Origin of the sequence: Advenella sp., assembly GCF_052108595.1 — a bacterium.
Lineage (GTDB): Bacteria > Pseudomonadota > Gammaproteobacteria > Burkholderiales > Burkholderiaceae_B > Advenella.
This window is the reverse complement of the sequence record NZ_JBQEAU010000113.1, coordinates 1-15341: the sequence shown is the minus strand read 5'-3', so window position 1 is coordinate 15341 and position 15341 is coordinate 1. Positions and strand designations below refer to the sequence as shown.

Below are 15341 nucleotides of genomic sequence, written 5' to 3'. Positions count from 1 at the left end.
ATTGACGACCGACAACATGGGATCGGTGTCATCGTCCTCAAGGAAACGCATTATGCCGACTCCTCTTGCAATAACAGGGTACGTTCAGCCCGATGCAAATCCTGCAGCAGCCAACGGCGGCGTATGGTGAGGATGAAAAAACAAAGGCTGGCAGCCAGCAGCGCGAGAATAACAGCCGAGAACGCGGCCACCATATTTTTGCCGACTTCCGTCGCATCGCCATTGCCCAGCGCCAGCAATGCAGGCCCCATCGGAATCATGGTGGCAATAAGGCCCAGCATCGGTGCCGTGCGCGACACAATTCGCAGCCATTCCAGCTGTTTCAGGATATAGAGTTCCAGATCACCAGAAGATATTGCCTGGCGCTGTAGATAGTGTCTGGCCTGTTTCAGCAGCCTATCGGCGCTTGCCTGCCGGCGCCTTTGCCAGCCTTCAACCAAAAACGCCCCCAGCATCCCCACCGCATACAGCAGAGACAAGACAATGAGAAACAGTACCGGCATAAGAAAAACGCGGGAGACTGCGTAAAGCACGTGTTCGATATCGGCAAAAAAATCCATAAGGTTGTCTCGGGTTATAGGGCTTGATCGGAAAAACGGGAATGAGCTCGGGTCAAATCTGTGTGATGTGTGTGTGACGGCCGGCCCACCACTGTCGGACGCCGCCCGTCACCGCTACAAATAGCAGCAGGAGTAAAACCAGTGGCGTTTCCGGAGAAGGTTCGGCTTGAACCTCCACACGCTCCAGAATCTGCCCATGCACAGCTTGTAGTTCCTGCTCAGTCAATCCCTGACTATCCGGCGATTGGTCTTGGGTAAGCCCTGCATCCATGTCGGGCGCTGCGCCTGAAGTCAAACCAAAGCCCTGAGCAACATCAGCAATGTAGCGGCGCGTCGCCTCGGCGCCGGTGTGTACGTCGAACTGCTCAGCCAGTTGCTGCCAGCGCCGGACCAGGTCACGCCGCGTTTGCTCGGATGCATTCCAGTAACCCTTGCGCATGGCTTCGGCCATCCGTTCGAGTATCTGCGCCTGCGCCGTCGGATTGTGCTGCTCGAACCAGTCGCGTGTACCCAGTTCTCGCGTGTCGTTCACATAGGTGTCGAACATGGCCTGCCATTGATCGTCACGCACTGACGCCGGATCCATGGCCTGCCAGCCAAACAAGTTATTAGTAACATTGAGCACCTGCAGCGTGCCGGCGTAACCTTCCTGCTGCATGGATTCAATCCATTGCGGATTTAAATAACGTGCGCGCAGCTCATTGCCTAGAAAACGCGCCAATCCGGTTGTGTTTACCCGGCCGTCACGCAAATCGGAAATCAGCAATTGCGGAGCCTGACCGTCAATGTGTCGTACCGCCGCCGATAAACCTCCCAGGAACTCAAATGGATGGTCTGTTGAGAGCACACCATGAAGATTCGAAGACCGAGACATAATCGCCGCCTGCGTACCGCGCAGTTGTTCGGCCAGCAGATTCGTTTTCGATAAGCTGGCACCCCATTGCCCCCTGCCATATACGTGCCTGCTGCTCGCAAGAAAACGCTGGGCCAGTTCACCATCATCTTTCCATTCGGTAGATCGTAGGGCCAGATCGGACACCCCCGTACCGTACTGTCCGGGAGCGTTACCAAAAATACGATATCGGGCTGCAGCGGCGGCCTGATCCGATGGCATGCCCTGCTGGCGCAACAGAGCGGCAATCCGTTGGTTGTTGGCCACAATCGGATTATCAGGTTCTTCCAGTGTGGCCAAGCGGGCCAGAGCGTCGTCAAGCAGTCGCATGAAACTGTCGAATTGGTCACGATACACGCCAGTAACCTGAATCACGACGTCCGTTCGTGGGCGACCCAGTTCCCTGGCAGGGATAATATCCAGCGCTGTGACCCGTCCTGCCGCATCCCAGACCGGACGCAGGCCAAGCGCATGCAGAATCTGAGCCTCAGTGATCCCTAGGTGGCGGATCGCCTCAGATGACCATAGGCTAAACGCAAGCTTGCGCGGCCACTGCCCATCATGTTCGGATCGGAATGCCTGAACAAGCTGTTCGTAAACCATCGCAGCTGAATCATAGGCTGCTCTCGCGGGAATTTTGTCGGCCTCAAAAGCGTATAAATTGCGGCCGCTCATTACATCGGGGTTGCGGACGGGGTCGCCACCGGCGCCCGGTTCAATAAAACCGCCCGCCAGTCCGGCAAGTAACGCCTCATTTTCCTGCGTGTCGCGTAAACGCCGATCGTTCGCCCTGGCACGATCGGCAAAATCAGCAATACGGTCAGGCAGAACACTGCTACTGGTTGGCTTTAGTAGTTGATGTAAGGCGAGATAGGCTGGATTATTTTTCAGCTGCATGTGATCTTCGACAAACAGCTCTTCCCTATCAATACCCAGGGCCGCATAGAATGGTTCTCCAAGCTGCTGCACAATGGTGCTGGCCCGGTGCTCGTCGCTTGCGGGCTGCCCAAAGGTATGCAATCCCAGCGACGTTGCCGTACGTGCCAGTTCATGCAACTGGTTATGTACGGCCTGAAGAAAACCGGGAAAATCACGTTCGGCCTGCAGATCACTCCAACCCACATCCCGATGCAGATTCGCCGCGAATGCGGTCTCCCGGATACGCAACGCCACTCGTTCACGGACCATTCCCTCGTCAAGCTGCTGATATTCATGAATCAGGTGGTGCAGATCGCGCAGTTGATCGTATAGCCCGGCAGGCGCAAAGGGCGGCGTCTGGTGACTGATAATCACAGCCCGCCCGCGCCGCTTGGCCTGGATCGCTTCGCCAACGTTATCCTGAATATAGGGATAGAACACTGGCATGCTGCCCACTGCCATCCAGGGATAATCGCTGGCAGCCAACCCGCGATCCTTGCCAGGCAGCCATTCCTGGGAACCATGTGTGCCCAGGTGAATGAGTGCATGGGCAGCGTATTGTTGCTGCAAATATAGATAAGCAGCCATATAGAGGTGATCGGGTACGCTGGCGGTGTCATGGTAGTGCTTAGCCGCGTCGGCATGGCGCGGCATCTGCGGCATGACCAGCAGATGTCCGATCTTCCACCTTGGAATGACGAAGTGACGTTGACCGTTGATTTCTCGTATCGTGCGATGGTCGCCAGGCAAGCCGTGATGGCGCAGTTGTTTCTGCCGCTCATCCGGCAAACCAGAGAGCCAGTTTTCATAGGCAGACAGCGGATACAGTGCAGCCAGATCTTCTGCCATTAGTTCGTCCAGCGATACGCTACCGTACAGGGCGCCCAGCATGCGTTGACCTTTGTAGATGACCTCTTTTTCGCTCACGGGCTCGCCCATGTCATAACCTTGCCCCGCCAATGCGGCCTGAATAGAAACAATACTGCGAGGCAGATTTAGATTGGATGCACCCAGGTTTTTTTCACCCTTCGGGTAATTCCAGAACAGCAAAGCGAGCCGCTTGTCTGCAGCAGGAGTATGTCGCAAGGTGACCAGGCTTCGCAGTTTACCAATCAATGCCTGCGCTTGTTGCGGCAGCAGCTTGTCTACCCCTGCTGTCGCGGCAGACAGCACCAGCGGGTCACTGACGCCCCATCCTTCCGGCCCGGCAAGGAAAACAGCGGCAGTACGCGCATTGACACCGCTAGGTGCGCCAGGCCAGTCCAGTGCCTCACCTTCGCGAAAACGCAGCGTCTGGATTACCGGAACATTCAACGCTTTGAAATCGCGCGTGCGCTGGGCGCCGCCTCGCATATGAGTCAAGTTGACCAACACATCCACCGCAGCGTTCTGCAGCGCCGCTTGCAATCCTTTCGGGTCATCTGCATCGGCCCAGAAAACGATAGGCAACAAGCCAGCAGTCTCACTGCGACGAATCAATTCATCCACTTCGCCGGTCACGAAGTCTGTCACCGTGTGCCTGGATATAAAAAATGCCACCCGGCCAATGGAATTCGGCCCCGAGGGAGAAAACGCAGATGCATGCCAATTCAGATAGGAATGTACATTGTCGAAGACCCGCGAAGCTTGCGGATGATAAAAGCCTGTAGCAGGAAGCTTTTCAGGCGGTGCCAGCAAGTCACGGGATGGCGCAAGGCCTTCATGAATTGACCTGACCAGCGCGAAAAAACGTCCGTAATTGGGTTGCCCACCCGCGGCATAGAGCCCGGCCAATGCGCTGCCTACGGGAGACTCCAGGCCTGTCCAGGCTGGCCGGCCGCCACCAACGGTCAGGCGAGGAGCCGCGCCACGCTTTTGTTGCTGCTCTGCCTGGGCCAGCCGCTGCTCGACCATTGATCTGTCACCTGGCCTGGGGGTGTCCAGCACGGTGAATACTCCACTGGCGACGGCTGCGCTTAGCGCCTGTGGCGACGCCGTGTCGACATTGAAATGCTTCAGCTGCAGACCGTGCCTTCCAGCAATAGTCTGCAAGTGCCGAAACTTTTCTACCGAGACAAAACTATTGTGCAGCACTTGCACCACAGGACCGGCAGACACGCAGACAGGCGCCACGCCAACCAAGCCAATGATCAGGCAAGAGCAAATGCCCCAAATCAATCGAGACAATCGCATCAGAACTGCACCCGCATTCCGACAAAGTAGCGCCGCCCCTCGTCTGCCCGACTGTACAGGCCAATATCATCATTGGCCAGGCGCTTATCGGTCAGGTTTTCCACCCCAACCTGTACAGTGACGTTGCGGCTCAAGGCGTAATCCATATACCAATGCAACAGTGCATAGCCGGGACGTTTGCCTTCCTTGTCTGAGCGAAACTGCGCGCCGATATACTCGAGTTGCATGCGTGTAGACAAGGACGCCAGCGGTTTCCAGGCCAAAGTGGCATTGGCGCGATGCCGGGAACGATCGGGCATCGGTTCCCCTGTGATCTGATCGCGAGCATCCAGGTAGGTATAATTGGCATCCAGTCTCCAGCGCGCGGAAAGATCCGCACCTCCCGTTAATTCCACACCTTGCAGGCGAACCCTGGCAACATTTTCGTATGCCAGACAAACGCGACCGGGGGCAAAACAGGTCGGCTGTCTGACGGTATCAATCAGGTTGCGTACGTTATTGTGAAAAAAGGTTGCGCCGGCCGACCATGTGTCAGCCTCATAGGCCGCACCCAGCTCATAGGAAAGATTGGTTTCCGGTTGCAAATCGGGATTACCCCGGATAACGCCCCGCCCGCCCATCGCTGCCCATGATTCGAACTCGGCAGACAACTGCTTGAGCGTTGGCGCCTTGAATCCGCGTCCGACTCCGGCCTTCAGGGTCAGGCCTTCTACAGGATGAAAAAGCAAATACGCACGAGGGCTGATCTCCCACCCGAACTGCTCGTGTCGGTCAAAACGACTACCCAGCACCAGTTCCCAGCGGTCGGCAAGCGTAATCTCGTCCTGCACGAAAAGCGCATAATGATTTTGCGCTTTTTTTCCGACGCGATTCACATTTGGATCTTCCAGGCTTTCCCGCCTGAACTGCCCGCCTATGGTCAATCGATGAATGGAATTGAGCGGAAAACTTGCTTGAGTATCAAAGACAGTATCGACGAAACGATTGGGACCACTTGCCTGACCGCCGTCGCTGCGCCATATCTGCCGGTCAAGTGTGCTGCGATACAACTTGGCCCGGGTGCTCCCCCAGTCCCACTCCCCTGTGTGAGAGAAGGCATAACGGCGACGTTGTATTTCATTCTCTGATTGATACGGGATATCGCGGCTCCCGCCATATACACCCGCCTGATCCTCGTTGGTCGCGTCCACCGACACGTCGATGCGCTGACGTGCGTCTGGCGTCCAGCTCAGGCCAAGATGCCCGGTCACGGCGCGCTGGCGGTCCAGAGCGCTCAATGTCGTGTTGGAAGCATCGCGCAACATATTGCGCCGCCTGAATTCACCCCAGGCACTCAGGCCCAGGCGGCCCGGTACCAGCGGCCCGGCAATGTAAAATCCGTTTTTATATTGATTACCGCCCAGGCCATGATCGGTGACAAGCGCGTAACTGCTCAGAGACCCGGCCCAATGGTCGGTAGCTGAACGGGTAATGACGTTCACAACGCCGCCAAGGGCTTCCGAACCGTACAGCGAAGACATTGGCCCGCGCACGACTTCAAGCCGATCGATGGCCTCGGCCGGCACCCAGCCCAGTTCCATATCCGAGTGCGCGATGGCAGAGGATGATGAGCTGATTCGCTGTCCGTCCACCAGCATCAGGGTATGCTCCCCGCTCATACCCCGAATCGAAATGCCCCTGCGGCCCTGGCCAACGTCCGCCAAGCTTACACCTACCGTACCTTTAAGCGCATCGGCCAGATCATTCACTGGGCGCCGGCGGATGTCTTCGCCCGAGACAACCGCAATACTTGCAGGTACATTGTCGGGCGCTCTGTCATTTGCGGTCGCAGTGACAACAACGCTTGGCAAGGTCGTCACATAACCATTCTGCGGTGATGAAGCGACCGCTTGTCCTGCTTTCTGTGGTTCTTCTTCCATAATCCGGGTTTGAGCCTCTGCTCCAATACTCCAGACTGCCAGCGCAATCAGGCTCGAGACCACTCTACTACTCTCACTCATACCATATCCGGTTTTATGCGGTTCATTAGCTCACGTACAGCATCATGGGCCAATATTGCAGTCGCAATCGAAAATATTGATATGTTATAACATTACACACAAAAGCGCTAGAAGCATTTGCATTGACATTGAATGTCAGTTCGACATCACTCTGGTAACGAACATCTTCGGCCATATCGGCCAGGTGCCTAAAATTGCGCCAAACCGCGCCACGTGCGTGCAGCTTCCACCCATGCTTGAGCGTCATACCTTGACAGGACGGTCGAAAAATTATTAAGGGCTCTGTAGATGACCGACGCATGGCGTTGGTCATCTACAGAAAGAATGAGCAATCGGACAATGAGCCGAGAAAAACAGTGTTTCGAATATCGAAATACTAAGGCGTTATATTGAGAAAAGTACGCCGATATAATGCGATCAATAAAGACAGCGGATGCAATGGTTTTTGCGACACGCAACACAACAACCTTTCAAAGGATACGGAGATGAAGGTAAACCTTAGACAACGGACACTCTTGCTGTCGGTTGCCACGACAATCGGCCTGTGTATGGCCAGTACCTCATTCGCTCAATCGGCTGCTGACAAGTATCCGGAAAAGCCAATCAAGATCATCGTGCCCTTTGCGGCGGGCGGGCCGGTAGACACGTTTGCACGCGTGATCGGCCAGAAAATGCAGGAGCATTGGGGGCAGCCGGTACTGGTTGAGTTGCGACCCGGCGCATCCACCTTGATCGGAACGACCGCGCTGGCCAGATCGCCGGCAGACGGTTATACGCTCATCATTTCGGTCAGCAATCACACGACCAACCCGGCCATGCGCTCAACGATGCCCTATGACACACTAAAGGATTTTCAGCCCATCAGTCTGATGGCTCGCACGCCTATCGTGGCCTACGCCAATCCGGGATTTGAAGCCAATAATCTGACCGAACTTGTTGCGTTGGCCAAACGCCAGCCGAATGTCATCAGCTTCGGATCTGCCGGGACCGGATCTATGACGCATTTGACCGCCGAACTGCTGAAACAGAATACAGGCATAGACATTCAACATGTTGTCTACAAAGGCGGAACCCCGGCTCTTATGGACACAATGGCAGGTCATATACCCATGACCTTCGCGACGGTGGGCCAGGCGTGGGAGCAATATAAAAGCAAGAAGGTCAAGCCTCTGGGTATTTCTTCCGAGAAACGTTACCCTTCCATGCCCGATATTCCTACATTCAAGGAACAAGGGATAGATGTGGTTACGACGGAATGGCTTGGCCTGTTGGCGCCAGCCGGCACACCACCTGACATCGTTGCGAAACTGAATGCCGAAATTCGCCGGATTGTGGCCCTTCCCGGGTTGGGCGATCGACTTTCAGCCATGGAACTGGTCAGTTCCACGCCTCAAGAGCTGGACGCTTTCATACGAAGTGAGATGGACAGGTGGACTCCATTGATCCGTCAGCTTGGAATCAAGGTTGATTAATTACTATTCCAAAACCAGCTATCACGTTAAATCTATGAGTAAAAAATTCATGAACCATTCCATAAGCTCCAGTGCTCCGCAAGACCTCGTATATGCACGTTATCAGAAAGCATCGTTCGTCTCAGAAGAATTGAACACAACGATCGAGACCATACTCAACCACCGCTCCGTCCGTGCATATACCGACGAAGTGCTGAAACCCAATACGCTCGAACTGCTTGTTGCTGCTGCACAATCTGCATCGTCTTCCTCCAATTTGCAGACATGGAGTGTGGTGGCGGTGCAGGATCCAGCGCGCAAGGAGCGGCTGGCCCAACTGGCAGGAAACCAGGAACACATTCGGCGCTGCCCGCTGTTTCTTGTCTGGGTGGCCGATCTGTCACGACTGAAATCCCTGGGCCTCAAGCGCGGTGTGCCTCATGCCAGTCTTGATCATTTGGAAACGTTCCTGGTTGCAACTATCGATTCAGCGCTTGCCGCGCAGAATGCCGCACTCGCGGCCGAATCCATGGGTCTTGGGGTCGTCTATATCGGTGGGATGCGCAATCATCCAGAGGAAGTCGCCAAGGAGCTTGGTTTACCTGATTATGCGTTCGCAACCTTTGGCATGTGTATTGGCTATCCGGATGTACTCAGGCCCGCGTCGATCAAACCACGCCTTGCTCAGGCTGCAGTCCTTCATAAGGAGAAGTATGATGCATCTGCCCTTAATGCCTCGACGCAAAGCTATAACGCAACCATGGCAGAGTTTTACGCGACGCAGGGCATGAAAAACAGCGGCCCTTGGGATCTGCATTCCTTGAATCGTGTTCGCGGCCCGGACGCGATGGCAGGACGGCATCGTCTGGTTGAAGCGCTTAATAATCTGGGATTTGAACTGCGCTAAGGCCAGGCAAAGGGACGGCATGTATGTGGAGACGGTCAAATAGCGCGGATAATCATGCCAATTTCCTAGGAAGACTCAGGGACGCCAATCCCAGTCTGCTGCCACGTTGTGCACGCGTTCGCCAACCCAATGGACGAAAGCTCGCACCGCCGAAGACAAATGCCGGTTTTGAGGATAAATGACTGACAGAGGAACTGACGGGGCCTTGTACTGTTCAAGGACCTGAACCAGGCGGCCGGCACGCAGGTGTTGTACTGCAAGAAAGCTGGCAATGCGTATCAATCCAAGCCCCTCAAGAGCACATGTCACGTAGGCATCGGTATCGTTCACAGCGAGAGATCCTTTTACACCGACTTCGCGCTCCTCGTCATTCAAGACAAAGCGCCAATTCTGCGCCCTGCCCGTGAGCCCTGAATGAAATTCGATCACTTGGTGATGTGCCAGGTCCTCCAGTGAGCGCGGTGCGCCGTATTGTTGTAGATAGTCAGGGGAGGCGCAAATCAGCCATTCGAAACTACCTATCTTGCGCGCCACCAACAACGCCGAAAACGTTGGTATGCCGGCCCGTACTACACAGTCGACTCCCTCCTGTATCAACTCTACAGGCCGGTCGCCAAGTGTCAGTACTACATCAATCTCGGGATAGCTAGCCTGAAACGTCTTTATAGCGGGTAAAACAACCAATCGTGCAAAGGACGACGTCATGCCAATTCGTAACCGACCCCGAGGCTTGAGTGCGTTGCCCGATAAATCTGCTTCCATCCGCTGAACCTCGTTCAGTACATGTTGGCAGTGATCGTAGTAAAGAGTGCCATCGGGTGTGAGGCTGAGCGTTCGTGTCGTGCGTTGCAATAGTTTGACGCCAAGAAAAGCTTCCAGATCTTGAATTGCCCTGCTTACTGTGGAACGAGGTATTGACAGGCTCATTGCCGCACCCGCAAAACTGTGAGATTCGACAACACGACAAAATATCTGCATGACCCGAATTCTATCCACCGGCGTCCTCCGCTAAGCTTATAAGTTGCTTCATTATCCCATTTTTTGCAATTTTGAAAGCAATTAAATGGGGCTTACGAATCGAACACACACCACCTATACTCAGAATTACTACTTTGCCGCAACCCCTTCCCTCATGCTGAATGCACTGCCAGCATATTATGCAAGAAAACTGCAACAATCATCCTAAACCATAAAGGACATCTATCTTATGAACGACCTGCCTGAGAACGTCAACATGGACAATATTTTAGTGTTAGGCGCAGGAGAACTGGGAATGGCTATCTTGCGCTATCTTGCCCCACGCCAGAAAAATGCCGGCTGCCCGCTTGCCGTACTGGTATCTCCGCAGTCAATGGATCACCCTACACAGGGACAAGCACAGAAGTACGGAGAACTGCGTGCCATGGGTGCACGTTTGCTGCCATTCGATCTTATGAACAGCGCCGTTGAAGATCTCATCCAGGTGTTCGGTCAATTTCATACTGTGATCAATTGCACCGGATTCGTCGCCGGGCCGGGCACCCAAATCAAACTGACCGAAGCCGTTCTTGCCGCCGGCGTCCGTCGCTATTTTCCATGGCAGTTTGGCGTGGACTATGACGTCATCGGCAAAGGCAGCGGCCAGCCAGTGTTCGATGAACAATACGACGTCAGGAACATACTACGGTCCCAATCGAAAACCGAATGGGTGATTGTTTCAACCGGCATGTTCACAAGTTTCCTGTTTGAACCAACAACAGGTCTAATTGATTTTGAAAGAGGCATCGTACGCGGTTTGGGTAGCTGGGAAACAAAAGTGACCGTAACAACGCCTGACGATATTGGCCGTCTAACTACCGAAATCCTGCTCGAGCACCCCAGGATTATGAACCAGGTAGTCTTTGTAGCCAGCGACACAGTTTCGTACAGCCAGCTAGCTACGATCGTGGAGGAAGTTACGGAGCGCACTTTTAAGCGCGACCTGTTGACAAAAGAAAAACTCGACACCGCTCTTGCACGGCACCCCGAGGACGTCATGGCTCGGTATAGAGTGGCATTCGCGCTCGGCGACGGAATGTGGTGGGATAAGGCCAAGACCTATAATGCCCAAAAAGGCATCCCGACAACCGACGTCAAAACCTGGCTATTAGCGCACAAGGCGAGAGTGGGCTAGTACAGGTCTGCTGTCTCAAAGGAGTAGAGGACGCGACTGTTTGGGAGCAACGCGTCGTAAGTGCGAATATTGCTGCAATGAATACATTTAGTACTGGAAATCCTTGAGATACGCTTTAATCGCTTCGGCAACCGCAGTCGGCTGTTCCGGCAGCAAGGCGTGACCTGCATTGGCGATCGCTACTGTCGTTACCCGTTGCGTTCCCAGATCCTGGCTTAGTTGCCAACCAGCTTCTTGCGGCGCGAAGGCATCTTCCAGCGCCCGGACATCCAGGATCCTGGCATTGCCTGCTCCCCACCAGTTGTCGATAGGTGTTGCCGCCTTGGCGGCGCGATGGGCATTGGCTGCTTCAGGATACCATCCATCCAGCCAAACGGACGCATCGCTCGCTTCGGCAAAAAACACCTTTTTGATCCAGTCCAGTCGCACAGATACATCCAGGCTTTGATCCATGCAATGCGACAGGCCAGCGCCTGGTCCTTGCGCTACCACGCGCGGCCCGGCAGCCAGAATAATCACCGCGCGGACAAGATCCGGACGGTCAACGGCGACAATGCGGGCCGTCCAATTGCCGAAAGCATGTCCCGCAACAAAGGCCGGCTCCCCGCCTTCAGCGTCGATCACCGACACGACATCACGACCGAAATCATGCAGCGTCAGCTTATCCATGCGCCCAGTGCTTGCTCCAATGCCCCGCGGGCTCGGGCAGACGACACGATAGCCAGCCTCAGCCAGCAGCGCTGAAACAGGCTCGAAGTCTTCCACGTCCCGTCCCAGCGACGGCAACATGACAATAAGCGGCCCTTTTCCCCGCACCCAATAGGCAATGGAGATTGCTTGTGGCCGACCATCGTTTTCTTCACAACGCGTCGCGGTTTTATGGATGGGCTGGTATGTATTGAAAGTCGAAACATTCATGAATATTCACTTGTGATTGAGATCGAATTCTTGGCAATTATTAGTTTCTTTATACATCTATCTATAGTTTCTTTATGAAACCATATAAATAGCAGTTGAAAGTTGATAGCAACTAAATTATAGTTGATAAAAGAAACTATATGATTTTAAATTCAAAATATATAGTTTCTTATTGAAACCAAACCAAACGGTTCACAAGAACCACAAAAACATCTGAAGAGGAGACAGAATATGAAAAAAATTCGTCCATTCGCCTTGCTCGCCCTGACCGTCGGCGCGGTTTTTTCAGCCCAGGCGCAAACCGCCGACAATTACCCGAATCGCACCATTCGCATCATCGTGCCGTATACGCCAGGCGCGATCAATGACATTCTGGCTCGTCGCATGGCGCAATACCTCGGTGAGGAACTCAAGCAGACCGTCATTGTGGAAAACAAGCCCGGCGCCGGCACGGCGATTGGCACCGAGTTTGTCGCGCGGGCCGATCCGGATGGATACACATTACTGCAAGCCGCAGCAGCTCACTCGATTCTTCCTTCATTGGTCAAGAAACTCCCGTTTGATCCGCTCAAGAGTTTTGAGTTCATCACGCTGGCCGCCACATCTTCCTATGTGATGATCGCCACGCCAAAACTGCCGGCAAATAACGTGGCCGAATTTATTTCACTCGTAAAAGAGGAACCAGGTAAATACGTCTATGCCTCCACCGGTAACGGCAGCTCGGCGCACCTGATGGGTGAAATGCTCAAAGAGCTGACGGGGACCGACATCATGCATATCCCATACAAGGGCCTGGCACAAGGCTTGAACGATGTTGCCAGCGGACAGGTTCACGTAACCTTCGGCACCTATCCCGGCTCGATGGCTTACCTGAAGCCCGGGCGCGTCAAGGCGCTCGCCACCACCGGCAAGAACCGCATGTCATCGCTGCCCGAAGTGTCCACGGTTCAAGAAACCGTGCCCGGCTATGATGCGCAAGGCTGGTGGGGATATCTGGCGCCCGCCGGAACGCCAAAAGCAATTATTCAAAAACTGAACAGCGCGTTCAATAAAATCATTCGCAACAAGACATTTTCCGACACGTTCACTTCCGAAGGCGTCGAAATGCTTGGCACGACCGGGGATGCCTTCAAGACCCATGTCGAGCAGGAAATGCAGGTTTGGGGAAAACTTGTCAAATCCGCCCAAATCAGGACCAACTGATGAAGTTAGCCGATTGGTCGCTGCGCTTTTACCGTATCCCGTACGTTCACACCATCCGTTGGGCCAACGCGGTCGAAAATGAAGGCGTGTACGCCTTGCTAACATTGCGCAACGAACAGGGACAGGCCGGCTATGCCGAAGGCACACTCAAGGCGACCTGGTCTGGGGTATCGCCCGCCATGCTGCAGGCCGCCTTTGATGACATACTGATACCGCAATTGGCCGGCACCGACTTGAGTGACGCTCAGGCCGTGGCCCGGTCGCTTGCGCCCATTCCCGAAAACCGGCTCGCCAAGGGCATGATCGAAACCGCCGCCCTGCTGCTGCGCGCGGCGGCCCATCAACAGCCATGCTGGCGCTTTACGCAGGGACAATCCAAGATTGACGTTGCCTGGACACTGACCCGGCAATCCCCCGCGCGAATGGTGGCGCAAGCCCTGGAGCAATACACGCGCCATGGCCTCTGCAGTTTTAAAGTCAAGGGCGGACAAGGTGTTAAGACCGACCTCGCGGTGCTTCGCGCCTTACACGACGCCCTGCCAGCCCACTGCCGGTATGTGGTGGATGCCAACAGCCAATACACGCCCGCCGAAACGCCGCACTATCTGGAACAATTAGCTGCTTGCGGCGTTCAATACGTCGAGGATCCCTGCCCGCTCGAATCGTTATCATTATTTGAATCGTTGCAACGGCAGTCTCCACTGCCGATTTTGATTGATCGCGCCTGTACCACTGAACAGGATGCGGAACGTTTTTTACAGGCAGGCGCCCTGGCGCTGAGCACCAAGCCTGGGCGAATCGGCATGGGTGAAGCGCAGCGCATCCGCCAGCGGGCTGCCCAACACGGTGCAAAAACCACAGTCGGCATTTATGCAGAAAGTGCGCTCGGCACCCTGATCAATCTGCAATGGGCCGCCAGTTGTCCCGTCGGCCTCGATGCTTTTCCTGCCGAACAGACCTTCTATCTCGCCCTGACGGCCAGCCCGCTGAAGCATGCCCTTTGGCTTGAAGGCGGCGCGATCCACCTGCCGGATCCGCCACTGACTGACAACGCGCTGGACCTGGCAGGCATCTCGTTCAGACCGGATTAAACAGGCGAGCGTCTGACGCCCGGCTAACGCGCCCCCTTGCGGACATCGAAAATCCAACGCAACCCGGCCGGCGAGCGCAAGATACGCGGGCCCTCATGCCCTAAACCCGGCACGACTTCGAATGTATGCGAAACCGGCAACGCGCCATATAAATCGACAAGATGGTCATTTCGTTGAGAAAGATCGGGAATTTTCTGAACGATTTTATGGCTCAACCCTTTAGCATCCATTCATGCTCAGGATCATTATGAAAATGCCACACTCTTTTAGGTCCGGCCATTACATTCAAATAATATGATGTATAACCATGCGGTACTACTACAGGATGATAGCCTTTGGGAACCTTGACGACATCATGGTTCTCAACACAGATCGCCTCATCAATATCACGATTGTCCGTATATACTCGCTGGAATGCGAAACCCTGGGGTGGGTGCAGTCTGTGGTAATACGTTTCTTCCAATGCGCTTTCTTTCGGAATGGCATCACGGTCATGCTTGTGAGGCGGATAGCTTGAAGAATTTCCCGGTGGCGTGATGACTTCGACAACCAACAGGCTATGAGCCGGTTCGGTTTCAGGAAGGATATCGCATACATGCCGTGTATTACTTCCTTGCCCACGACTGGACCTTTTCATGCTTTCTGGGCGAATCAGCCGGGAAGGATATTGCCCATTGTTTCCAGGAGCCGTCGCAACCGCCAGCTCACAACCACGCTGTGCTGTTACCAGCACTTCAGAACACGGAGCAATGTATGCGGCATAAGGGGACTTTTCCTCGAAAACCGAAATACGGTCACCCAAATCGTCCCATTGATAAGTGCCATCCGGCCCTTTGACCTGCAGCGACGCCTTGCCACTGAGAATAACGAGACACAGTTCATTGGCCTCACTGCGGAATACCCTGGTTTGTGGCTCATCGAACCGATACGCCTGAAAGCCGACATAAGTCAGTCCGCACGCGCCCATTGGCACATCCGCCACCAGGGTATCGATATTTGCTTTCACTTTCAATGTCATTAACGTTCCCCTTCTTGTCCCGATCTGGCAGCAAGCCAGGCCTCAAACAGAAATTCGAA

At 54.5% G+C, this 15341-nt stretch carries 11 protein-coding genes; 5 read left to right on the top strand and 6 right to left on the bottom strand.

Translation table 11 applies throughout. The features are described 5' to 3' along the window. Positions 1 to 50: 50 nt before the first annotated feature. From ACTIKR_RS17100 to ACTIKR_RS17090, 3 genes are read right to left on the bottom strand one after another with little or no spacing between them, the layout of a single operon-like run. Positions 51 to 560, bottom strand: coding sequence for a MotA/TolQ/ExbB proton channel family protein (locus ACTIKR_RS17100; protein WP_193088830.1), 510 nt, complete (start codon positions 558 to 560; stop codon positions 51 to 53). 52 nt (positions 561 to 612) lie between these two features. Then, positions 613 to 4542, bottom strand: coding sequence for a cobaltochelatase subunit CobN (gene cobN / locus ACTIKR_RS17095; protein WP_442328487.1), 3930 nt, complete (start codon positions 4540 to 4542; stop codon positions 613 to 615). Further along, positions 4542 to 6542, bottom strand: coding sequence for a TonB-dependent receptor domain-containing protein (locus ACTIKR_RS17090; protein ID WP_442328486.1), 2001 nt, complete (start codon positions 6540 to 6542; stop codon positions 4542 to 4544). The genes cobN and ACTIKR_RS17090 overlap by 1 nt, the downstream gene beginning before the upstream one ends. A 485-nt stretch (positions 6543 to 7027) precedes the next feature. On the opposite strand from ACTIKR_RS17090, the gene ACTIKR_RS17085 reads away from it, so the two are divergent. Next, positions 7028 to 8014 (top strand): Bug family tripartite tricarboxylate transporter substrate binding protein, encoded by a 987-nt coding sequence (locus ACTIKR_RS17085; RefSeq protein WP_442328485.1) that lies wholly within the window; start codon positions 7028 to 7030, stop codon positions 8012 to 8014. A 49-nt stretch (positions 8015 to 8063) separates the two neighbouring features. Then, entirely contained in the window at positions 8064 to 8900 is an 837-nt protein-coding gene (locus tag ACTIKR_RS17080) for an NADPH-dependent oxidoreductase (RefSeq protein ID WP_193088824.1), read from the top strand. Between the two features lie 75 nt (positions 8901 to 8975). Here the strand turns inward: ACTIKR_RS17080 and ACTIKR_RS17075 are convergent, their stop codons facing one another. Then, positions 8976 to 9878 (bottom strand): LysR family transcriptional regulator, encoded by a 903-nt coding sequence (locus ACTIKR_RS17075; protein ID WP_442328484.1) that lies wholly within the window; start codon positions 9876 to 9878, stop codon positions 8976 to 8978. Positions 9879 to 10107: 229 nt separating this feature from the next. Here ACTIKR_RS17075 and ACTIKR_RS17070 point away from each other — a divergent pair, with 229 nt between their 5' ends. Continuing rightward, positions 10108 to 11052: an aromatic alcohol reductase gene (locus ACTIKR_RS17070; RefSeq protein ID WP_442328483.1), complete on the top strand. Its 945-nt coding sequence runs from the start codon at positions 10108 to 10110 to the stop codon at positions 11050 to 11052. A gap of 87 nt (positions 11053 to 11139) precedes the next feature. Here ACTIKR_RS17070 and ACTIKR_RS17065 read toward each other — a convergent pair whose 3' ends face one another. Further along, on the bottom strand, positions 11140 to 11970 hold the full coding sequence (locus ACTIKR_RS17065; RefSeq protein WP_442328482.1) for an alpha/beta fold hydrolase: 831 nt from the start codon (positions 11968 to 11970) through the stop codon (positions 11140 to 11142). A 231-nt stretch (positions 11971 to 12201) separates the two neighbouring features. Here ACTIKR_RS17065 and ACTIKR_RS17060 point away from each other — a divergent pair, with 231 nt between their 5' ends. Next, a complete protein-coding gene (locus ACTIKR_RS17060) occupies positions 12202 to 13173 on the top strand; it encodes a tripartite tricarboxylate transporter substrate binding protein (protein ID WP_442328481.1) in 972 nt (323 codons plus the stop codon). After that, positions 13173 to 14264: a mandelate racemase/muconate lactonizing enzyme family protein gene (locus ACTIKR_RS17055; RefSeq protein WP_442328480.1), complete on the top strand. Its 1092-nt coding sequence runs from the start codon at positions 13173 to 13175 to the stop codon at positions 14262 to 14264. The genes ACTIKR_RS17060 and ACTIKR_RS17055 overlap by 1 nt, the downstream gene beginning before the upstream one ends. Positions 14265 to 14475: 211 nt before the next feature. Here ACTIKR_RS17055 and iolB read toward each other — a convergent pair whose 3' ends face one another. Then, the gene (iolB, locus tag ACTIKR_RS17050; protein WP_442328479.1) at positions 14476 to 15282 is read right to left on the bottom strand and encodes a 5-deoxy-glucuronate isomerase; all 807 of its coding nucleotides are present in this window, start codon (positions 15280 to 15282) and stop codon (positions 14476 to 14478) included. Positions 15283 to 15341 lie beyond the last annotated feature (59 nt).

Bases quoted from the DNA above. Each gene is read 5' to 3' on its own strand.
- ACTIKR_RS17085 (WP_442328485.1), top strand. From the start codon at position 7,028: ATGAAGGTAAACCTTAGACAACGGACACTCTTGCTGTCGGTTGCCACG.
- ACTIKR_RS17060 (WP_442328481.1), top strand. From the start codon at position 12,202: ATGAAAAAAATTCGTCCATTCGCCTTGCTCGCCCTGACCGTCGGCGCG.
- ACTIKR_RS17090 (WP_442328486.1), bottom strand. From the start codon at position 6,542: ATGAGTGAGAGTAGTAGAGTGGTCTCGAGCCTGATTGCGCTGGCAGTC.
- ACTIKR_RS17075 (WP_442328484.1), bottom strand. From the start codon at position 9,878: ATGCAGATATTTTGTCGTGTTGTCGAATCTCACAGTTTTGCGGGTGCG.
- ACTIKR_RS17070 (WP_442328483.1), top strand. From the start codon at position 10,108: ATGAACGACCTGCCTGAGAACGTCAACATGGACAATATTTTAGTGTTA.
- iolB (WP_442328479.1), bottom strand. From the start codon at position 15,282: ATGACATTGAAAGTGAAAGCAAATATCGATACCCTGGTGGCGGATGTG.
- cobN (WP_442328487.1), bottom strand. From the start codon at position 4,542: ATGCGATTGTCTCGATTGATTTGGGGCATTTGCTCTTGCCTGATCATT.
- ACTIKR_RS17080 (WP_193088824.1), top strand. From the start codon at position 8,064: ATGAACCATTCCATAAGCTCCAGTGCTCCGCAAGACCTCGTATATGCA.
- ACTIKR_RS17065 (WP_442328482.1), bottom strand. From the start codon at position 11,970: ATGAATGTTTCGACTTTCAATACATACCAGCCCATCCATAAAACCGCG.
- ACTIKR_RS17100 (WP_193088830.1), bottom strand. From the start codon at position 560: ATGGATTTTTTTGCCGATATCGAACACGTGCTTTACGCAGTCTCCCGC.
- ACTIKR_RS17055 (WP_442328480.1), top strand. From the start codon at position 13,173: ATGAAGTTAGCCGATTGGTCGCTGCGCTTTTACCGTATCCCGTACGTT.